Annotated in this window: 16 protein-coding genes and 1 pseudogene; 11 read left to right on the forward strand and 6 right to left on the reverse strand. The window is 72.2% G+C overall.

Features of this window, described 5'->3' with window-relative positions:
* The 6 genes from AB0L00_RS36240 to AB0L00_RS36265 form a co-directional block, all read left to right on the forward strand.
* Positions 1-1469: ABC transporter substrate-binding protein (locus AB0L00_RS36240; RefSeq protein ID WP_364441876.1), on the forward strand; the 1469-nt coding region annotated here is incomplete at its 5' end.
* Complete coding sequence (locus AB0L00_RS36245; RefSeq protein WP_345365262.1) at positions 1466-2491, forward strand: ABC transporter permease; 1026 nt, start codon at positions 1466-1468, stop codon at positions 2489-2491. The genes AB0L00_RS36240 and AB0L00_RS36245, both read left to right, overlap by 4 nt.
* Entirely contained in the window at positions 2488-3333 is an 846-nt protein-coding gene (locus AB0L00_RS36250) for an ABC transporter permease (RefSeq protein WP_364441877.1), read from the forward strand. The genes AB0L00_RS36245 and AB0L00_RS36250 overlap by 4 nt, the downstream gene beginning before the upstream one ends.
* The gene (locus tag AB0L00_RS36255; RefSeq protein WP_364441878.1) at positions 3330-4154 is read left to right on the forward strand and encodes an ABC transporter ATP-binding protein; all 825 of its coding nucleotides are present in this window, start codon (positions 3330-3332) and stop codon (positions 4152-4154) included. Before AB0L00_RS36250 ends, AB0L00_RS36255 begins: the two co-directional genes overlap by 4 nt.
* A complete protein-coding gene (locus AB0L00_RS36260; protein WP_345365255.1) occupies positions 4151-5071 on the forward strand; it encodes an ABC transporter ATP-binding protein in 921 nt (306 codons plus the stop codon). Before AB0L00_RS36255 ends, AB0L00_RS36260 begins: the two co-directional genes overlap by 4 nt.
* Positions 5068-6069 carry a M24 family metallopeptidase gene (locus AB0L00_RS36265; RefSeq protein WP_364441880.1) on the forward strand — a complete coding sequence of 334 codons (1002 nt, stop codon included), beginning with the start codon at positions 5068-5070 and terminating at the stop codon, positions 6067-6069. Before AB0L00_RS36260 ends, AB0L00_RS36265 begins: the two co-directional genes overlap by 4 nt.
* A gap of 10 nt (positions 6070-6079) precedes the next feature.
* Here the strand turns inward: AB0L00_RS36265 and AB0L00_RS36270 are convergent, their stop codons facing one another.
* From AB0L00_RS36270 to AB0L00_RS36285, 4 genes are all read right to left on the reverse strand, one after another.
* Positions 6080-6391: an AzlD domain-containing protein gene (locus AB0L00_RS36270; RefSeq protein ID WP_364441881.1), complete on the reverse strand. Its 312-nt coding sequence runs from the start codon at positions 6389-6391 to the stop codon at positions 6080-6082.
* A gap of 11 nt (positions 6392-6402) precedes the next feature.
* On the reverse strand, positions 6403-7104 hold the full coding sequence (locus AB0L00_RS36275) for an AzlC family ABC transporter permease (RefSeq protein WP_364441883.1): 702 nt from the start codon (positions 7102-7104) through the stop codon (positions 6403-6405).
* A gap of 508 nt (positions 7105-7612) precedes the next feature.
* Complete coding sequence (locus AB0L00_RS36280; protein ID WP_364441885.1) at positions 7613-8431, reverse strand: AraC family transcriptional regulator; 819 nt, start codon at positions 8429-8431, stop codon at positions 7613-7615.
* Positions 8428-9441: a sigma-70 family RNA polymerase sigma factor gene (locus AB0L00_RS36285; RefSeq protein WP_364441887.1), complete on the reverse strand. Its 1014-nt coding sequence runs from the start codon at positions 9439-9441 to the stop codon at positions 8428-8430. Before AB0L00_RS36285 ends, AB0L00_RS36280 begins: the two co-directional genes overlap by 4 nt.
* 430 nt (positions 9442-9871) lie before the next feature.
* Here AB0L00_RS36285 and AB0L00_RS36290 point away from each other — a divergent pair.
* Positions 9872-10303, forward strand: a pseudogene (locus AB0L00_RS36290) (hypothetical protein); the annotation flags it as partial.
* 114 nt (positions 10304-10417) lie between these two features.
* A complete protein-coding gene (locus tag AB0L00_RS36295) occupies positions 10418-10723 on the forward strand; it encodes a chorismate mutase (protein ID WP_364407002.1) in 306 nt (101 codons plus the stop codon).
* 354 nt (positions 10724-11077) lie between these two features.
* Here AB0L00_RS36295 and AB0L00_RS36300 read toward each other — a convergent pair whose 3' ends face one another.
* Complete coding sequence (locus tag AB0L00_RS36300) at positions 11078-12475, reverse strand: amino acid permease (RefSeq protein ID WP_364441888.1); 1398 nt, start codon at positions 12473-12475, stop codon at positions 11078-11080.
* A gap of 387 nt (positions 12476-12862) precedes the next feature.
* On the opposite strand from AB0L00_RS36300, the gene dnaE reads away from it, so the two are divergent.
* A complete protein-coding gene (gene dnaE, locus AB0L00_RS36305; RefSeq protein ID WP_364441889.1) occupies positions 12863-16387 on the forward strand; it encodes a DNA polymerase III subunit alpha in 3525 nt (1174 codons plus the stop codon).
* Between the two features lie 214 nt (positions 16388-16601).
* Here the strand turns inward: dnaE and AB0L00_RS36310 are convergent, their stop codons facing one another.
* A complete protein-coding gene (locus AB0L00_RS36310; protein WP_364441890.1) occupies positions 16602-18002 on the reverse strand; it encodes an FAD-binding oxidoreductase in 1401 nt (466 codons plus the stop codon).
* A gap of 226 nt (positions 18003-18228) precedes the next feature.
* Between AB0L00_RS36310 and AB0L00_RS36315 the strand changes: the two genes are divergently transcribed.
* Positions 18229-19524, forward strand: coding sequence for a sensor histidine kinase (locus AB0L00_RS36315; protein ID WP_364441892.1), 1296 nt, complete (start codon positions 18229-18231; stop codon positions 19522-19524).
* The gene (locus tag AB0L00_RS36320) at positions 19521-20207 is read left to right on the forward strand and encodes a response regulator transcription factor (RefSeq protein ID WP_364441893.1); all 687 of its coding nucleotides are present in this window, start codon (positions 19521-19523) and stop codon (positions 20205-20207) included. The genes AB0L00_RS36315 and AB0L00_RS36320 overlap by 4 nt, the downstream gene beginning before the upstream one ends.
* Positions 20208-20238: the final 31 nt, after the last annotated feature.

A 20238-nucleotide genomic window follows, 5' to 3' on the forward strand; every position in this document is an offset into this window, starting at 1 on the left:
AGACGCTGGTCGTCGACACGTCCTTCAACCTGAAGACCGCCGACCCCGGCCGGATGTACGAGCAGACCGGCCTGATGGTCGACCGAGCGCTCTACGACACGCTGCTGACCTTCACCGGATCCGACGTCAGCAAGCCGGTGCCCGCGCTGGCCGAGTCGTACCAGGTGTCCAAGGACGGCAAGACGCTGACGCTCAAGCTGCGGCAGGGAGCCACGTTCTCCGACGGCAGCCCGGTCACCGCCGACGACGTGGTGTTCTCGCTGAACCGGGTCCGCGACCTCAAGGGCAACCCGTCGTTCCTGCTGGACGGCGTGACCGTGAAGAAGGTCGACGACACGACCATCGAGCTCCGGTCGCCGCAGCCGAACCCGGCGCTGCCGTTCATCCTGCCCAACCCGGCGCTCGGCATCGTCAACTCCAAGGTCGTCAAGGCGCACGGCGGCACCGAGGGCGCCGACGACAAGGCGGAGTCGTTCCTCAACGGCCAGTCCGCGGGCTCCGGCCCGTACGAGCTGGAGTCGTTCAACGCCAGCACGCAGGTCGTGCTGAAGGCCAACGACAAGTACTGGGGCACGACCAAGCCGGTGTACCAGAAGGTCGTGATCCGCAACGTTCAGGCGCCGACGCAGAAGCTGAACGTGCAGCGGGGCGACAGCCAGATCGCGGTGGACCTGTCGGCCGATCAGGCACAGGGGATCGCCGGTGGCCTGCAGACCGCCAAGGGCGCGTCGGCGAGCGTGTTCTTCCTGCTGGCCAACCACAGCGCCTCCGTCAGCAAGGTCACGTCCAACCCGAAGTTCGTCGAGGCCGTCCGTAAGGGCATCGACTACCAGGGGCTGCTCCAGCTCGCCGGCGAGGGCTCGGTCCAGGCGGCCGGGATCGTGCCGTCGATGATCAACGGCGCGCTGCCCGCGGACCAGGCGACCAAGCGCGACGTGGCCGGCGCCAAGGCGGCGCTCGCCGCGAGCGGGGTCACGAACCCGAAGGTCAAGCTGGAGTTCCCGAGCGACTTCACGCTGAACGGTCTGTCCTTCCAGCCGCTCGCCGAGCGCATTCAGGCGAACCTGAAGGAGGTCGGCATCACCGTCGACCTGGCTCCCGCGCCGATCGCGACCGCGCTGCAGAACTACCGCGACGGCAAGGAGGAGATGGGCCTGTGGTGGTGGAGCCCGGACTACCCGGACGCCAGCGACTACCTGGCCTTCCTGCCCGGCAAGCTCATCGGCCTGCGGGCGGGCTGGAAGAAGGGCGACGACGGGGCCCTGGAGCAGGCCGGTGACAAGGTCGCGCGGACCGTCGACGGCGACCGGGCCCAGCAGTACCAGCAGATCCAGGCGCAGCTGAACCAGGCCGGCCCGATCGTTCCGCTGTTCCAGCCCAGCCAGCACGTCGTCAGCGCCTCCTCGGTGACGGGCCTGGCACTGAACCCGGTGTGGACCATCGACCTCTCGGCGCTCGGCAGCAAGTGAAGAACCAGCTGATCCGCTTTCTGGCCCGGCGGCTGGCGGTCTCCGTACTGCTGGCCGTCGGGGTCACCCTGGTCACCTTCACCCTCACCAACCTGGTGCCGGGTGACCCGGCCGCCGCCAACCTGGGCCAACAGGCCCTCGGCAACCCGGCGATCGTCAAGCAGTTCCGCGAGCAGCACGGCCTCGACAAGCCGCTGCCGGTCCAGTACGTCAACTACCTGCGCGATCTCGCTCATGGCGACCTCGGTGAGTCACAGCAGAGCCACCGCTCGGTCGACGCGGACCTCGCGGAGTTCGTGCCCGCCACGTTCGAGCTGGCCGGCGCGGCGCTGGTGCTGTCGCTCGTGGTCGGCGTCGCGTTCGGAGTGATCGCGGCGCTGCGCCGGGACCGGATCGTCGACCAGTTCCTGCGGGTGGCGAGCCTCGCCGGGGTGTCGGTACCGACGTTCTGGCTGGCCCTGCTCGCGTTCTACTTCGTGTTCTACCGATTGCGCCTGGCCCCCGGCTCCGGCCGCCTCGCGCCCACCATGTCGCCGCCGCCGCACGTCACCGGCCTGTACACGGTGGACGCGGCGATGGCCGGCCAGTGGAACGTGTTCGCCAGCGCCGTCGGCCACCTGGCGCTGCCGGCGCTGGTGCTCGCCGCGTACACCATCGGGCTGCTGACCCGGTTCACCCGTTCGGCGGTGCTGGAGGTGCTCGGCCAGGACTACGTGCGGGCGGCTCGGGCCAAGGGCCTGCCCGGACACGTGGTGCTGCTGCGGTACGTGCTGCGAGCGGCACTGGTCCCGGTCATCACGGTGGCCGGCCTCGCCTTCGGGAGCCTGCTGTCCGGCACGGTACTGGTGGAGTCGATCTTCGCCTGGCCCGGCATCGGACAGTACGCGTACAAGAGCGCGACCAATCTCGACCTGCCCGCGGTCATGGGCGTCGGGCTGGTGGTCGGCGCGATCTACGTCGTCGTCAACCTCATCGTCGACGTGCTGTACGGCGTGATCGACCCGAGAGTGAGGAGCACGTGATCCACCGCCTTCCGGAGGCATGGCGCAGACCCCTCGCCGTGACCGGCCTCGTCGTCACCGTCGCCTGGTTGATCGTCGTGATCGCGGCACCCGTGCTCGCCCCGTACGATCCGCTCGCGCAGAAGTTCCCCCGGCTGAGCCCGCCCGGCGGCGCGCACTGGTTCGGCACCGACGACCTCGGCCGGGACGTGTTCAGCCGGGTGCTGTACGGCGCGCGGCTGTCGATCCCGCTGACCCTGCTGCTGGTGGCGCTGTCGGTCGTCATCGGCGGCCTGCTCGGCGCCTGCGCCGGCTACTTCGGCCGGTGGGTGGACGAGACGATCATGCGCGTGGCGGATCTGGTCTTCGCCTTTCCGACCGTGATCCTGGCGATGGCCGTGGCCGCGTCGCTGGGTGCGAGCCTGCGCAACGCGGTGCTGGCGGTCCTCGTCGTCTCCTGGCCGGCGTACGCGCGCGTCACCCGCGGGCTGGTGCTCGGCATCCGGACCCGCGAGTTCGTGCTCAGCGGGCGGCTGCTGGGCTTCTCCGTCTGGCGCTCCCTCCGCACCGACGTGCTGCCCAACGTCACCGGCCCGATCCTGGTGCTCGCCACCCTCGACATCGGCACCCAGCTGCTGCTGCTGTCCGGCCTGTCGTTCCTCGGTCTCGGCGCCAAGCCGCCCACCGCGGAATGGGGGGCGATGGTGGCGTCGGCCACGCAGGTGTTCGACAAGTGGTGGGTCGGGGTCTTCCCGGGGCTGGCCATCCTCACGGTGGTGATGGCGTTCAACTTCCTCGGCGACACCATGCGCGACGCGCTCGACCCGCGGACCGCCAGGGCGATCAAGGAGCGGGCGCTGTGACGATCCTGGCCATCGAGGGACTGACCGTCGAGCTGGGCGGCCGACCGATCATCCGCGGCATCGACCTCGCCCTGGAGGCGGGGAAGGTGCACGGGCTGGCGGGGGAGAGCGGCTCGGGCAAGACCATGACCGGCCTGGCCGTCCTCGGCCTGCTGCCGCACGGTGCGCGTACGGGCGGGACGATCTCACTCGGCGACACCGATCTGCTGACGCTCTCGCCGAAGGCGATGAACAAGCGACGCGGCAGCGAGGTCGGCATGGTCTTCCAGGACCCGTCGACCAGCCTGCACCCCATGCTCTCCATCGGACGCCAGCTCACCGACCCCATGCGCCATCACCTGGGGCTGGACCGGCGGCAGGCGCGCGCACGGGCCGCGGAACTGCTCGGCAAGGTGCGCATCCCCGATCCGGAGAACGCGCTCGACCGGTACCCGCACCAGTTCTCCGGCGGGATGCGGCAGCGGATCGCGATCGCCATCGCCCTCGCCTGCGATCCGCAGGTGCTGATCGCCGACGAGCCGACGACGGCGCTGGACGTCACCGTGCAGGCCGGCATCCTCCGGCTGCTGCGCGGCCTCTGCGACGACCTGGGCCTGGCGGTGCTGCTCATCACCCACGACCTCGGCGTCATGTCGTCGGTCGCCGACGTGATCAGCGTGATGCGGGACGGCCGCCTCGTCGAGACCGGGCCGCGGGCGCGGGTCATGCGCGAGCCGGCCGACCCGTACACGCGTGCCCTGCTGGACGCGCTGCCCGACCGGAGCGAGGGAATCGAAGGCGCGGGCCCGCGGGTCGCCCCTCCGGCGAAGGAGGACTCATGACGCTTCTGACCGTCGAGGACCTGGTCGTCGACCACCACACCCCCGGCCGGCCGCCGGTCCGGGCCGTCGCGGGAGCGAGCCTCACCGTCGAACCCGGTGAGGTCGTCGGCCTGGTCGGCGAGTCCGGCTGCGGGAAGTCGACGCTCGCCCGCGCCGTCTGCGGGATCACCGCTCCCACCGGCGGTTCGGTCGCGTTCGAGGGCCGCCCGGTACGCCCGCTCGGCCTGCGCCGCCGCGATCCGGCGCTGACCCGGATCCAGATGGTGTTCCAGGACCCGTACGCCTCGCTCAACCCGCGCCGCCGGGTGGGGAGGCAGATCGCCGACGGGGTCCGCGGCGAGGCGACACCGGGAGAGCTCCTGGAACGGGTCGGTCTCGACGCGGACATGGCCGGCCGGTACCCGCATGAGTTCTCCGGCGGGCAGCGGCAGCGCATCGCCATCGCCCGTGCCCTCGCCGCGGAACCGTCCCTGCTGATCGGGGACGAGCCCATCTCCGCGCTGGACGCCTCCGCGCAGGCGCAGGTCGCGGGGTTGATGCGGTCCCTCGCCGTCGAATCCGGCGCCGGGCTGCTGTTCATCAGCCACGACCTGTCGGTGGTACGGCTGATCGCGGACCGGATCGCGGTGATGTACCTCGGCAAGATCGTGGAGATCGGCCGGACCGCCGAGGTCTGGGACGACCCGAAACACCCCTACACCCGGGCGCTGCTCGCCGCGATCCCCACGCCGGACGGCTCCGGCACGCTCCCCGCCGAGCTCCCCGGTGACGTCCCGAACCCGGCGGCGCCGCCCTCGGGCTGCCGGTTCCATCCACGCTGCCCGAGCGCGATGGACGTCTGCTCCGTCCGGGAGCCGGTGCCCCTGGGAGGAGTGGCCTGCTGGCTCTACGACGCACCGGGCTCGGCCGCCGAGTGAGCGCGGAACGCCTGGACCGGCTCCGGTCCCTGCTCACCGCGCACGCCGTCGACGTGCTCGTCCTCCGGCCGTCGTCGAACCTGAGGTACCTCCTCGAGGCGACACTCCCGACCTTCCTCGTCGTCACGCCCGACGGCTCGCCGGTCCACGCCGTCGACACGCCTCGCGACGTGGTCGCGCTCATCCCCGTCGGCGCGCGGGTCGCGGTCGATCCGCAGATGCCGGCCCAGGAGTTGCTCGCCCTGCAGGCGTCGCTCGGCCCGGAGACGCCGATCGCCTCCGCCGCGCCGTTGCTCGCCCCGCTGCGGATGCGCAAGTCCGCCCAGGAGATCGAGGTGATGGAACGCGCGGCGAACGCGGTCGACCGGGCGCTGGTGGCGGCGCGCGACCTCACGTGGTCCGGCTCGACGGAGCGTGAGATGGCGCGGCGGCTGCGGGCCCTGCTGATCGAGACCGGCCATGAGGAGATCTTGTCCGTTGCCGTCGCGGCGGGGGAGAACTCGGCCGATCCCCACCATCGGCCCTCCGGCCGGGTGATCAACCCTGGTGACGCCGTCCGGGTGAACATCGGCGGCCGGTACGGCGGTTACTGTTCCGACACGGCGCGGATGTTCGTGGTGGCCGAGCCGCCCGAGGACTTCGAGGCCATGTACTCGGTGGTGCTCGCCGCGCAGACCGCCGCGTGCGAGGCGGTACGCCCCGGTGTCGCGGTCGGCGAGATCGACGCGATCGCCCGCGAGGTCATCACGGACAACGGGTACGGCGCGTTCATCCTCCACCGAACCGGCCACGGCATCGGCCTCGACGAGTACGAGCCGCCCTACCTGACACCCGAGGACGGAACCGTTCTCGACGCGGGTGTGACCATGTCGATCGGACCCGGCGTCTACCTGCCCGAGTTGTACGGGGCCCGGATCGAGGACGTCGTCGTCTGCACCGACATGGGCGCCCGCCGGCTCAATCAGACCCCTCGGCTGCTCTCGGTGGTCGACCTGTAGCGCGCCCGGTTCAGACGCCGAGCGCGCGGAGGCCGGCGGCGACGGCGGCCGCGACCACCAGCACGACGAGGAACGGCGCGCGCAGGAGCAGCGCGACGACGGCGGCGGCGAGGCCGGCCAGCCGGGGGCCGTTCAGCTCCAGCGCGCGGCCGTGCGCGAGTGCCTGCACGGCGATCAGCGCGGTCAGCAGCGCGACCGGCACCAGCGCGGTGAACCGCCGCACCCGGTCGTCGTCCAGCACACGTTGCGGGGCGACGAGCCCGGCGAGTTTGAGCGCGTAGCAGCCGAGCCCCGTCGCGAGGACGGCGATCCAGACGGCCATGACTCTCCTGTCTAGACTCTCGAGAGCTCTTCGGGAGCGGGGCGTACCGGGGGAGTGCGGCGTACGATCCCGGCCAGCGCGGCGACCGCCGCCAGCATGATCGGCACGCCCGGCGGCAGCAGCGGCGTGGTCCCGACCGCGATGGCCATCGCGAGCAGCGCCACGATCCGCTCGGTGCCGCCGGAGGTGAGGCGGGGCCACAGCAGGGCGAGGAACGCCGCCGGGCCGACCACGTCGAGGCCGTACGTCTCCGGATTCCCCAGCCGGGCCGCGCCGAGCGCGCCGAACAGCGTGGAGAGGTTCCAGGTGAGGTAGAGGCTGATCGCGGTGGCCCAGAAACCCGCGCGGGCCGACCGGGGGGCGGGCTGGGCCGTGGCCACCGCGGTCGTCTCGTCGATGACCAGATGGGCGGTCAGCAGCCGGCGCCACCCGCGCACGCCGAGCGTCGGCGCGAGCCGCAGGCCGTACAGGGCGTTGCGGCCGCCCAGCAGGACGGCGCCGAGGGCCCCCGCGATCACGTTGCCGCCCCCGGCGACCACCCCGATCAGCGCGAACTGCGACGCTCCCGTGAACGCCACGACGCTCAGCGCGCAGGCCTGCGCCACGCCGAGCCCGGCCGCGACCGCGGCGGCGCCGAACGCCAGCCCGGACAGGCCGACGGCCAGGCCGACGCCCAGCCCGTCGCGGACGGCAGGACGTGTCTGCGAATCCATGCCCGCAGGCTAAGCGGCCCGACATCTACCGGTCTTGCACGAAATTGCAGTTCAGCCCGGCGCCTTCCTGGACGAGAAGCCTCGGCGATCGGGTGGACAGAGTGACACAAAGCGGCTCATGTCATTCGCGGGAGCCGGGACTCATCGAGCGTTCTGTCCGCCCAGCGCGCGGGGGTGGTCAGGCGGGACGGTGCGCCCAGGCCCGACATGATCACTGGCGGTCGCTGCTCTCTATCGGCGGTAGGTGCCAGTGATCATGGAAGATGCCGAGCGTCAGGCGCGCAGGATGACGCGGTCGTCGTGGAGCGACAGGCGCACCTGTCCCCCGCGCGCCGACGCCTGGTAGGCCACCAGTTCGGTGCGGCCCAGGCGCTCGGCCCGGTAGGGCGCACCGGCATGCAGTGCGCCGACCCGGTCACCGGGTCTCGGGGGGGCTGTCGGGCGCGGCGGCTGGGCGGGGTTGCCGTGCGGGTGGGCGGTCAGGCGGGGCGGCCGTGCGGGTGGGCGGTCAGGCGGGGCGGCCGAGCAGGTACGCGCCGGGCGGCACGCCGACGATCCGCTTGAAATGCCGGGTCAGGTGCGCCTGGTCGGTGAACCCGAGGTCGGCCGCGACCTCGGCGGGCCGGACGCCGGCGTCCAGGAGGGCCCGGGCGCGCTGGACCCGCAGGTTGACCAGGTAGGCGTGGGGCGGCAGCCCGTACGCGGCCCGGAACGCGCGCAGGAGGGCGAACCGGCCGGTGCCGACCGTGGCGGCCAGGTCGTCGAGGGACGGCGGGTCGGACAGCCGCTCGTGAAGGATCTCGCGGGCGGCGCGGACCGCCCGCGGCGGCGCGCCGCGCGGGACCGACCGTGGCGGCCGGGCGGCGTGGCGGCGCAGGAGGCCGGCGAGCGCCCGGTGCAGCGTGGAGGAGGCCGCGAGCGCGTCGCCGCCGTCGGCGCTGTGGTGCACGGCGCGGAGCAGCCGGGCGGCCTCGGGGTCGTCCACCACCGTCTGGGGGAAGTAGGGCGTGCCACGCGGCGCGCCCAGCTCGGCGGCGATCTGCGCCACGACGTCGACCGTGGGGTACAGCACGCGGTAGCGCCAGCCCTCGGGGACGCCCGCGTGGCCGGTGTGGACGACCTCCGGGTTGAGCAGCGCGACCTGGCCGGTGGCCGCACGCAGCAGCGACCCGGCGTGCTCGAACTCCTCCACGCCGTACTCGATCAGCCCGACGGTGTAGGTGGCGTGCGCGTGCCTGGCGTAGCGGTGGGTGACGTAACGGGCGCTGAGCAGGTCGACGCCCGGCTCGGCCGGGTGCCGCCGGTAGTGCGCGACCTCCCGGCTCATGGCACCGATGCTATCGGCGCCGCCGGCATGGGCGGCAGCACCGCCGGCAGCCCGAACTTCGCGAAGAGCCGCAGGTCGAAGAACATGACGACGTGCGCGACCCCGGTGGGCGCGGGCGTGACCACCTGCAGCGCGAAGGCGTGGTGCGCGCCGTCGGCGGCGCGCATGTAGACGGCGAAGGCCGGTTGGCCGTTCGCCCGGGTCGAGACCAACCGCATCGCGCCCGGGCCGTCGGCGGGGCACTGCCCGCCGATCAGCCGGCCGATGTTCTCGGCGCCCTGGTACCAGCCGGTGTAGGGCGGCATCTCCCAGACGGCGTCCGCGGTGAGCAGCTCCACGATGGCGGCGACGTCGTACTCCTCGAACGCCCGGACGTAACGGGCGAGCAGCTCGCGCTGCTCCGCCGACGTGGGCTCGGCCAGGTCCTCCGGTGGAGTCGCCACCTCGTCGAGCCGGGCACGGGCGCGCTGCAGGATGCTGTTCACCGCCGTGGTGGTCGTGTGCAGCGCCTCCGCCACCTCGGCGGCCCGCCACTTCAGCACGTCGCGCAGGATCAGCACCGCGCGCTGCCGGGGCGGCAGGTGCTGCAGGGCGGCGATCAGCGCGAGCCGGATGCTCTCCCGGGAGGCGACGATCGCGGCGGGGTCGGCGTGCTCGGCACTGGCCATCGTGTCGGGGATCGGCTCCAGCCAGGGCACCTCGGACCGCTCGATCGGCGTGTCGTACGGGTCGGCGCTCGGCTCGCCGAGACCGGTCGGCAGGGGCCGGCGACCCCGGCTCTCCAGAGCGGTCAGGCACGTGCGGGTGGCGATCCGGTGCAGCCACGTCCGCAGCGAGGACCGGCCCTCGAAGCCGTCGTAGGAGCGCCACGCGCGCAGGTACGTCTCCTGGACCTGGTCCTCCGCGTCGTGCACCGAGCCGAGCATGCGGTAGCAGTGCGCCAGCAGCTCGCGCCGGTACGGAACCGCCTGTCGTAGGAAGTCGTCCTTGACCGCCTTGTCCGTGCTCATGGTGACCCCTCGAGTTCGTCGCTCCGGGTGACCGGCGACCCGCGCGGGCAAGCGCCGCAGGCCCATCGTCCAGGTATACGTCCGCCCTACGACAGAACGGCACTGACTCGCCCGAGACCGTCGGTCTACCCGGAGGTGACGCGGGCCCGGTACCCCTGTGCGTCTCATTGGCCGAGACGAGGATTCCGCCGGGTGGCGACCCTCCGGTCGCCCCCGCTACTCTGGGCACGTGGATCGTCGCTATTTCGGGTTTATGCAGCCGGCTCCGGGTGGGCCGGTCGCCGTGACCTGAGCGACGACCCCCGAGCCGGCCAAGGCAGAGCCCCCACGGGCTCTGCCTTTCGCTTTTCCACCGTGAGTGGGCGGCTCGGCTCCGGGCCCGCCCCGGAAGGAGATTCCGATGGACCTGCACGATCGGGACACCCCCGTCATGATCGCCGGACCGGCGGCCGACCCGGACGTCGCCGTGGTCAGCCTGCGCCGCCTGCACGGCCGGGCGAACGCCGCCGCCGAGCTGACCCGGGTGCGCCGGTCGTACCACGGCCCGCTGCTCGTCGAGCCGTTCTCCGCCCTGGACCTGCCGGCCATCGTGACGCACGCCGACGGAGTCGTGGTCGGCGGCGCCTGGATGCAGGACTTCCAGCTCTTGCGGGCGGTGGCCCGTACGGGACGTCCCGTGGTCGTGCAGCGGGCCCCGGCGGCCACGCTCGAGGAGTGGCTGTCGGCCGCGGAGTACTGCGTCGCCGAGGGCAACCAGGACGTCGTCCTGTGCGAGACGGGCACGCGCACCCACCTGCCGCACGCGACCATCGACCTGTCGCTGGTCCGGGCGGCCGGCCGGCACCGGCCCGTCCTCGTCGACGTCTCGGCCTCCCCGGACCTCGCCGTCGCGGCGCTGTCGGCGGGCGCGAGCGGCCTGCTCCTGGGCGAGGACGCCGAGCCGGCGGTGGTGGCCGGGGTGCGGGCCAAGGCGGCGCTGCTCGGGGCCCTGACGCGCGACGACGTGCCGGAGACGATCCCCGACGCCCGGGCGGCGATCGACCGCGTCGACGCGGCGCTGGCGACGCTGCTGGAGCGCCGGGCGGAGCTGGCGGCCACCGTGCAGCGGCTCAAGCCGGTCGGCGGCTTCGCGGGCCGGGACCCTCGGCGCGAACGCGAGATCGTCGAGGCCATGGCGTCGCGCGCCCCCCGACTGGGCGCCGACCGGCTCGGCCGCATCATGACGGCCGTCATCGAGGCCGGCCTGGAGGCGTCCGAGGAGCGCGACCTCTCCCCAGCCTGACCACCCCGCCGCCCCGGCCAGGCGTCGACTGGTTCGGCGTCCACTGGTCCGGCGCTTATGGACCCGGCCTCTGCCGGCCCCGGCGTGCCCAGCCCCGCTGGTCCTGGTGTGCTCGGTCCGGCGTTCACCGGCCTGGCGTCCACTGGCCTGGTGTTCACCGGCCTGGCGTCCAATGGTCCGGAGGGCTGACGCGTCCGGGTGGTCGCGGGCGTGGTGGGCGCGGTTTGGGGTGTGCCGGATGCTCGGCGAAGACGGCCGCGTGGTGGAGCTTTGTCCGGGTCCGCCGGGAACGCGGTGCCGTCACGGCCGCGTTCGCCGAGCGTTCCGCTCGCCCCGCCGGGACGGGCTCCCGGATCAGGGGGCGCGGCGGTTTCGGACGACGCGCCAGCCGACGAACAGGACGACGGCGACACCGGGCAGGCACCAGAAGGCGATCTTGTTGGCCGTGTCCGCGAAGGCCATCAGGACGACGACCAGGACGAGGAACCCAAGTGTGACCCAGTTCGACGCCGGGGCCCACGGCATCCGGAAGGACGGCCGCTCGATCTCGCCGCGGCCCGCGCGGGCGCGGAGCCGGAGCTGGCAGGAGATCAGGGTCGCCCACACGGCGACGACGCCGAGCGAGGCGATCGAGGTGGCGATGTCGAAGGCCATCTTCGGCACGACGTAGTTGAGGACCACGCCGAGGAGCAGCACGATCGAGGTGAACAGGATCCCGCCGTACGGCACGTGCCGCGCGCTCATCCGCCCCACGAACCTCGGCGCCTCGCCCTTGACGGCCAGCGCCCGCATGACGCGGCCGGTGGAGTACAGGCCCGAGTTGCAGGACGACAGGGCGGCGGTGAGCACGACCGCGTTCATGATGTCGCCGGCGCCGGGGACGCCGAGCCGCGAGAACACCGTGACGAACGGGCTCTCGTCCGCGCTGTAGACGGTCCAGGGCAGGACCATGGCGAGCAGCAGGACCGAGCCGACGTAGAAGATGCCGATCCGCCAGATCACGCTGCCGATCGCGCCGGGCAGCACCTTGCGCGGGTTCTCGGTCTCGCCGGCGGCGATGCCGACCATCTCGATCCCCGAGTAGGCGAACACCACCGCCTGCAGGCTCATCAGGACGACGGGCACCCCGTGCGGCAGGAAGCCGCCGTGCGCGGTGAGGTTGGAGACGCCGGCGTGGTCGTGGCCGACGCCGGCGCCGGTGAGGACCAGCGACAGGCCGACGAACAGGAAGACGACGATGGCGAGGACCTTGATCACGGCGAACCAGAACTCCAGCTCGCCGAAGAGCCGTACCGACAGGAGGTTCACCGTCAGGAGCACGGCGAGGGCGACCAGGGCCGTGACCCACTGCGGGATCTGCGGCAACCACTTGTGCACGTAGATGCCGGCGGCGGTCGTCTCGGCCACCCCGGTCATCGCCCAGTTGAGCCAGTACATCCAGCCGCTGGCGAAGCCGGCCCACGGGCCGATGAACTCCCGGGCGTACGTGACGAAGCTGCCCGCGCTGGGCCGGTGCAGGACCAGCTCGCCGAGCGCGCGCATGACGAAGAACGCCGCGATACCGCAGACGGCGTACGAGAGGACGAGGCTCGGTCCGGCCGCGGCGAGCCTCCCGCCGGCCCCGAGGAACAGGCCGACACCGATCGCGCCACCGATTGCGATCATGCGTACCTGACGGTTGCCGAGGGACTGTATGTAGCCGGCGTCCTCGTCGCCGGGAGCGGTGCCCTGGTGGTCCAGTGCTGTCGACACGCAGCCTCCGATTTGCAGCGGGTTCCGCTCCCCCGAAAACCGCTATACGGGCACTGACCTTACAAGGTGGCGGAGCGTGTTCGCGCCGCGACACGGGCGCGGTCGATCCGCGGGTCGAAATGCGGTAGACCCTGGTAGGTGAGGTGTACGCCGTTGTCCGGACCGCGGGCCGTGACCGGAGACGCCTCGCCTGGGGGGAAGGCATGGTCGACCGAAAACAGGTATAAACCGGACATCCGGAGTGTCGGGCCCCGGCGATCACTGCGGCACCGTTAGGCTCAGGGGACCCGGTCCCCGGCCGGCCTTTCACCCCCAGACGACGACTTCCGACGCGGCGCGTGCTCCGGGCACGCGAGGCGTCGCATGCCTGAAGGAGGCGCATCGCGCATGAGTGACTCGTTCGTGCATCTGCATGTGCACACCGAGTACTCCATGCTCGACGGGGCGGCCCGTCTCAAGGAGATGTTCGCCGAGGTCGATCGGCAGAAGATGCCGGCCATCGCGATGACCGACCACGGCAACACCCACGGCGCCTACGACTTCTACAAGCAGGCCACCGCGGCCGGGGTGACCCCCATCGTCGGGATCGAGGCGTACGTCGCGCCGGCCTCCCGGTTCCACAAGGAGCCGGTGCGCTGGGGGGAGCCCAGCCAGAAGGGCGACGACGTCTCCGGTGGCGGCCACTACACCCACAAGACGATCTGGGCGCGCAACGCCGAGGGCCTGCACAACCTGTTCAAGCTGACGAGCCGGGCCTACACCGAGGGGTTCATCCGCAAGTGGGCCCGAATGGACTTCGAGCTGCTGGCCGAGCACTCGGCCGGCCTGATGGCCACCACCGGCTGCCCGTCCGGCGAGGTCCAGACCCGGCTGCGCCTCGGCCACTTCGACAAGGCCCTGGAGGCCGCCGCCCGGTACCAGGAGCTCTTCGGCAAGGAGAACTACTTCCTGGAGCTGATGGACCACGGCCTCGACATCGAGCGCCGGGTCCGCGACGGGCTGATCGAGATCAGCAAGCGGCTGGGCATCCCGCCGGTCGTCACCAACGACTCGCACTACACGCGGGAGTCCGAGGCGTCCGCGCACGACGCGCTGCTGTGCATCCAGACCGGTAAGCAGCTGTCCGACCCGGGCCGCTTCAAGTTCGACGGCTCCGGCTACTACCTCAAGAGCGCCGACGAGATGCGGGCGCTCGACACCTCCGACATCTGGGCCGAGGGCTGCCGCAACACCCTCGTCGTCGCCGAGCGCGTCGACTCCTCCGGCATGTTCGAGTACCGCAACCTCATGCCGCGGTTCCCGGTGCCGGAGGGCGAGACCGAGGAGTCGTGGTTCCGCAAAGAGGTCTGGCGGGGCATGGAGCGGCGCTTCCCCGAGGGGATCGACGAGGAGCACCGCAAGCAGGCCGAGTACGAGATGGACGTCATCTGCCAGATGGGGTTCCCGTCGTACTTCCTCGTCGTCGCCGACTTCATCATGTGGTCGAAGAACAACGGGATCGCGGTCGGCCCGGGCCGTGGCTCGGCGGCGGGCTCGCTCGTCGCGTACGCCATGGGCATCACCGACCTGGACCCGCTCCCGCACGGCCTGATCTTCGAGCGGTTCCTCAACCCCGACCGCGTGTCGATGCCCGATATCGACGTCGACTTCGACGAGCGTGGGCGCGCCGACGCGATCCGCTATGTCACCGAGAAGTGGGGCGCCGACAAGGTCTCCATGATCGCGACCTTCGGCACCATTAAGGCCAAGGCCGCCATCAAGGACGCGGGCCGCGTCCTCGGCTTCCCGTACGCCCTGGGCGACCGCATCTCCAAGGCGTTCCCGCCCGCCGTCATGGGCAAGGACATCCCGCTGTCGGGGATCTTCGACGACAAGCACCCGCGGTACGGCGAGGCCGGCGAGCTGCGCAAGCTGTACGAGGAAGAGACCGACGTCAAGCAGATCATGGATCTGGCGCAGGGCCTGGAGGGCCTGATCCGCCAGACCGGCGTGCACGCCGCCGGTGTGATCATGTCGGCGGAGCCGCTGACCGACCACATCCCGATCATGCGCCGCGACTCCGACGGCGTGATCATCACGCAGTTCGACTACCCGACCTGCGAGACGCTCGGCCTGCTGAAGATGGACTTCCTGGGCCTGCGGAACCTCACGATCATGCAGGACGCGCTGAAGGCCATCAAGGCCAACAAGGGCGTCGAGCTCGACCTGCTGAAGCTGCCGCTGGACAACAAGAAGGCCTACGAGCTGCTGGCCCGCGGCGACACGCTCGGCATCTTCCAGCTGGACGGCGGCGGCATGCGCTCGCTGCTGCGCCTGATGCGCCCCGACAACTTCGAGGACATCTCCGCGGCCCTCGCGCTGTACCGCCCCGGCCCGATGGGCGCCAACTCCCACACCAACTACGCGCTGCGCAAGAACGGCCAGCAGCCGATCACCCCGATCCACCCGGAGCTGGAAGAGCCCCTCGAGGAGATCCTCAGCACGACCTACGGCCTGATCGTCTATCAGGAGCAGGTCATGGCGATCGCGCAGAAGGTCGCCGGGTACAGCCTCGGCCAAGCGGACCTGCTCCGCCGCGCGATGGGCAAGAAGAAGAAGGCGGAGCTGGACAAGCAGTACGCCACCTTCGAGTCCGGCATGAAGGAGAAGGGCTTCTCCAAAGAGGCGATCAAGGCGCTGTGGGACATCCTGCTGCCCTTCTCCGACTACGCGTTCAACAAGGCGCACACCGCCGGGTACGGCCTGGTCTCCTACTGGACCGCCTACCTCAAGGCCAACTACCCGGCCGAGTACATGGCGGCGCTGCTCACCTCGGTCAAGGACGACAAGGACAAGAGCGCCCTCTACCTCAACGAGTGCCGTCGCATGGGCATCAAGGTGCTCACGCCCGACGTCAACGAGTCCGACTCGGACTTCACCCCGAAGGGCGACACCGAGATCCTGTTCGGCCTGTCGGCGATCCGCAACGTCGGCGAGAACGTCGTCGAGGCGATCGTCAAGGCCCGCCGGGAGAAGGGCCGCTTCACCGACTTCCAGGACTTCCTGCGCAAGGTGCCGCCGCAGGTGTGCAACAAGCGGGTCGTCGAGTCGCTGATCAAGGCGGGCGCGTTCGACAGCCTGAGCCACGAGCGCAAGAGCCTGGTCATGGTGCACGAGCAGGCCATCGACGCGATCATCGACATCAAGCGCAACGAGGCGATCGGGCAGGACTCCCTGTTCGGCGGGGGCGAGGACGTGGTGGACACCACGTTCGACGTCGCCATCCCGGAGGGGGAGTGGGACAAGACGACGCTGCTCGCCTTCGAGCGCGAGATGCTCGGCCTGTACGTCTCCGACCACCCGTTGCTCGGCATCGAGCACATCCTGTCCGCCAACGTCGACTGCTCGATCGCCGCGCTGACCGCCGACGAGCGGTCGGACGGGCAGATCGTCACCGTCGGCGGCCTGGTCTCGGGGCTGCAGCGGAAGGTCACCAAGAAGGGCGACTCCTGGGCGCTGACCACCCTGGAGGACCTCGAGGGCGCGATCGAGCTGATGATCTTCCCGTCGGCGTACCAGCTGTGCTCCACGCTGCTCGCCGAGGACGCCATCCTCGTCGTGAAAGCGCGCCTCGACAAGCGTGAGGACACCCCGAAGCTGATCGCGATGGAGGTCACCCAGCCGGACCTGACGGTCAGCGACTCCGGCCGGCCGCTCACCGTCTCCATGCCGGTGACCCGCGTTACCCCGCCGGTCGTCCAGGGCCTGAAGGAGGTGCTGGGCGCCCACCCAGGCCAGACCGAGGTCCACCTGCAGCTGCAGAACGGCCCGCGGACCACGGTCGTGCGCCTCGACGACAAGCTTCGGGTCACGGCCTCACCGGCGCTGATGGGCGACCTCAAGCAGCTCCTCGGGCCGACCTGCCTGGTCTGACCGGGTCCGGCCGCGCCGCCGGGCGATCTCGAGCGGCTTCTCGAGCTGACGTGCCTGGTCTGAGCGGGCCCGGCCGCGCCGACCGACGACTTCGAGCGGCTTCTCGGCCGACCCGCCTGGTCTGAGCGGGCCCGGCCGCCGCGGCGGCCGGCGCCGTCGGGCGGTCTTGATCGGCGTTCCGGGCCGCCGGCTCGCCCCGGCGCGGGGGGTCCGCTCACAGCGGCGGGATGTGGTGGCCCGGACGGAACACGTCGTCCGGATCCCAGGTCCGCTTGACCCGACACAGGGCCGCGTGGTCCTCCGGCGTGTAGGCGTCCCGCGTCCGGGCCGGGTCGGTGAGGAAGTTCAGGAAGGACCCGCCGGTCGCGTACGGCCGCAGCCGGCGGACGAGGCCGTCGACGCCCGCGTCCACCCGGGCCCGTACGCCCGCGTCGCCGTACCGGGTCCCGCCGGGCCCGTACGGCGCGGTGGCGATCACCGAGAACGGCACGTCGCGGTGGCCCACCGGCCCGGCGTCCGGCGCGGGCCGTGCCATCGCCCCGCCCCAGTGCCGGACCTCGACCGCCGGGCCGGGCACGTCGCCGAACGCCGCGTCCGGCAGCGTTCCGAGCACCGCGTCCGGTAGGTCCCGGAACAGGTCGAGGTGCTGGCGGACCGCCATCGGGGGCGACGACGCCCCGGCGAGCGCCGTGCTCGCCTCCGCGAACGTCATCGCCCGGAAGCCGTCCACCAGCGGCGCGCCCGCCGCCTCCAGCAGCGGCCCGAGCCGGTGCTCCGCCTCCTCGTACCCGCCCAGGTGGAAGACCCGGACGGCGAGGACCGGCCGGCCGCGCACGGGCGCGGGGACGGCCGGGACGTCCGGCATCCGCATGAGCATGACGGCCGTGTTCAACTCGTCCGGCTCACCGGCCGCCCACTCCCGGTAGCGGGCGAGCGTCTCGGCCGCGTTGCCGGCGTCGTACAGGGACAGACCCGCGTAGACGCGGCCGACGGCGTGCAGCCGGAGCTCCAGGGCGGTCACCACGCCGAAGTTGCCGCCTCCGCCCCGCAGCGCCCAGAACAGGTCCGCGTGGTGCTCGGCGTCCGCGGTCACGTGCTCGCCGTCGGCGGTCACCAGCTTGGCCGTCACGACGGAGTCGGCGGCGTACCCGTACTTGCGGGACAGCCATCCGGTCCCGCCGCCCAGGGTGTACCCGGTGACACCGACGAACGGCGTGCCCGACAGCGGCGCCAGGCCGAACGGAGCGGCCGCGGCGATCACGTCGGACCAGCGGGCGCCGGGACCGACGCGGGCGACGCACCGGTACGGGTCGATCCGCACGTCCGCCATCCGGCCCGTCGTGAGCAGCAGGCCGTCGGCGGGCACGTGCGTACCGTGTCCCGTCGCCTGGACGGTGAGCGGCAGCCCGCTCTCCCGCGCGGCGATGACCGCGGCCCGTACGTCACCGGGGCCGGTCGCCTCGGCGGCGACCAGCGGACGGTGCTCGATCCGGAGGTTCCAGCCGGACCGCGTCGCGTCGTACGCCACGTCGCCGGGCAGGTGCACCGGCCCGGCGAAGGTGTCGCGCAGCGTGCGCGCGACCCCCTCCGGTCCGGCGGTCGTCGTATTCGTCATGTCGTCCCCGCTCCCCGTGAGTGTCGGCCGCCACCGGCGTGACGGCGGTCGCCTTTCGAACGGTCCCGATGCTCGCCGCCCGGCCGCCCCGCCGTCGTCGTACGAGGGACGGCAGTCGCGCTGCGGCATTCGGCGCAGCTTCGGCCGGCGTACTCCCGGGGGAGTAGCGCGTGGCTCCCCTTCCAGGAGGAACCGGAGAAGGCGGGCGCCGGTCTACGCTGCCCGAATGGGGATCCAGTACCGGCTTCGTCCGCCCTTCTCCGATCTGGCCATCGCGACGGCCGTCGCCGCCATCGCCCTGATCGGCGCGGCCATCGCGCCGCACGGATACACCAGGATGGACGCGTTCGGCTATCTGCTCCTGCTGACCGGATCCTTCGCGCTCGTCGCGCGCCGCCGGGCGCCGGTCGCCGTGCTCCTGGTCACGACCGGGTGCGTCCTCGTCTACCTCGTCCGCGGCTACCCGGGCGTGGCCGCCGCCGAGCCGGTGATGGTCGCGCTGTTCACCGCCATGCGCGCCGGACACCGGTTCGTCGTATTCGTCCCCAAGGCCGCTCTCGCCATCGCCGTGATCACCGATCTGACGCTGCACCACGGGGAACCGGTCCGGCAGGTGCTGCAGGACCGGTTCCTGCTGGCCGGGTGGCTGTTGGCCAGCGCGATGATGGGCGGCGCGTTCCGGCAGTGGGAGGCGTACGTCCGCGAGGCACGGGAGCGGGTGGCGGAGGCCGAGCGAACCCAGGAGGAGATGGCGCTGCGCCGCGCCGGTGAGGAACGCCTGCGGATCGCCCGCGAGCTGCACGACTCGCTGACCCACAGCATCTCCATCGTCAAGGTGCAGGTCGGGGTGGCGATCCACCTCGCCCGCAAGCGCGGCGAGCCGGTGCCCGAGGCCCTGCTGGCCATCCAGGAGGCCAGTGGCGAGGCGATGCGGGAGCTGCGCGCCACTCTGGAGGTGCTGCGCGACGGCGAGCCCGGCGGCAGTGGACTCGACCGGCTGCCGGACCTGGTGCGCCGGGCCCGGTCCGCGGGCCTGCCGGCCGACGTCACGGTCACCGGCCGGCCGCGTGACCTGCCGGCCGCGGTCGACCGCGCGGCGTACCGGATCGTCCAGGAGGCGCTGACCAACGTCGCCCGGCACGCCGGCCCGGCCGCCGCGTCCGTGCGCATCGGGTACGGCGGCGACACGCTGACGGTGCGGGTCGACGACGACGGGCGGGCCGTTCCCGGAGCGCCCCCGGAGCCGGGCGTGGGGCTGACCGGGATGCGCGAGCGCGTCACGGCGCTCGGTGGGTCCCTGCGCGCCGAGCCCCGCCTCGAGGGAGGCTTCACCGTCCACGCCGAACTCCCGATCGCGGACGAGCCCCGGACGGACGGCCACCCGATCCCCGCGCCCGCCCCGAACCGCGCCGCCGACCGGGCCGCCGACCACGGCGCCGCCGGGCAGGCCGCCGACCACGCCGCCGACCGGGTCGTGCCAGGCCGGGTCGCCGCCGTCCGCGGCGAGGAGGCGGCGCTGTGATCCGCGTGCTGCTCGCCGACGACCAGGCGCTGATCCGAGCCGGGTTCCGTGCCCTGCTGCAGGCCGAGGACGACCTCGAGGTGGTCGCCGAGGCCGCCGACGGCCGGGAGGCCGTCGCGCTCGCCGCCGCCCACCTGCCCGACGTCGCCCTCGTCGACGTGCAGATGCCGGTCCTCGACGGCATCGAGGCGACCCGCCGGATCACCGCCGACGAGCGGATGTCCGGCGTCCACGTCGTCATGCTCACCAACTACGGGCTCGACGAGTACGTCTTCGACGCGCTCCGCGCGGGTGCGAGCGGCTTCCTCGTCAAGGACACCGAACCCGCCGACCTGCTGCACGGCATCCGCGTCGCCGCGCGGGGTGACGCGCTGCTCGCCCCCGCCATCACCAGGCGGCTGATCAGGGAGTTCGTGTCCCGGCACCCGCCCGCCGCCCCGGACGTGATGGACGTCCTGACCAACCGGGAGCGGGAGGTGACCGCGCTGGTCGCGCGCGGGATGTCGAACGACGAGATCGCCGCGCACATGGTGATCAGCCCGACGACGGCCAAGACCCACGTCAGCCGGGCGATGACGAAGCTGCGCACCCGCGACCGCGCCCAGCTCGTCGTCCTGGCCTACGAGTCGGGCCTGGTCAGGGCCGGCGACGGCTCCGCCGCGCCGTGGGAGCCCGACCACTGACGCCCGGAACGTCCGTGGGAGTCCGACCGTT

It is taken from the genome of Actinoallomurus sp. NPDC052308, from assembly GCF_040679195.1.
GTDB lineage: Bacteria > Actinomycetota > Actinomycetes > Streptosporangiales > Streptosporangiaceae > Actinoallomurus > Actinoallomurus liliacearum.

Bases quoted from the DNA above. Each gene is read 5' to 3' on its own strand.
- AB0L00_RS36260 (WP_345365255.1), top strand. From the start codon at position 4,151: ATGACGCTTCTGACCGTCGAGGACCTGGTCGTCGACCACCACACCCCC.
- AB0L00_RS36270 (WP_364441881.1), bottom strand. From the start codon at position 6,391: ATGGCCGTCTGGATCGCCGTCCTCGCGACGGGGCTCGGCTGCTACGCG.
- AB0L00_RS36275 (WP_364441883.1), bottom strand. From the start codon at position 7,104: ATGGATTCGCAGACACGTCCTGCCGTCCGCGACGGGCTGGGCGTCGGC.
- AB0L00_RS36280 (WP_364441885.1), bottom strand. From the start codon at position 8,431: ATGAGCCGGGAGGTCGCGCACTACCGGCGGCACCCGGCCGAGCCGGGC.
- AB0L00_RS36285 (WP_364441887.1), bottom strand. From the start codon at position 9,441: ATGAGCACGGACAAGGCGGTCAAGGACGACTTCCTACGACAGGCGGTT.
- dnaE (WP_364441889.1), top strand. From the start codon at position 12,863: ATGAGTGACTCGTTCGTGCATCTGCATGTGCACACCGAGTACTCCATG.
- AB0L00_RS36310 (WP_364441890.1), bottom strand. From the start codon at position 18,002: ATGACGAATACGACGACCGCCGGACCGGAGGGGGTCGCGCGCACGCTG.
- AB0L00_RS36315 (WP_364441892.1), top strand. From the start codon at position 18,229: ATGGGGATCCAGTACCGGCTTCGTCCGCCCTTCTCCGATCTGGCCATC.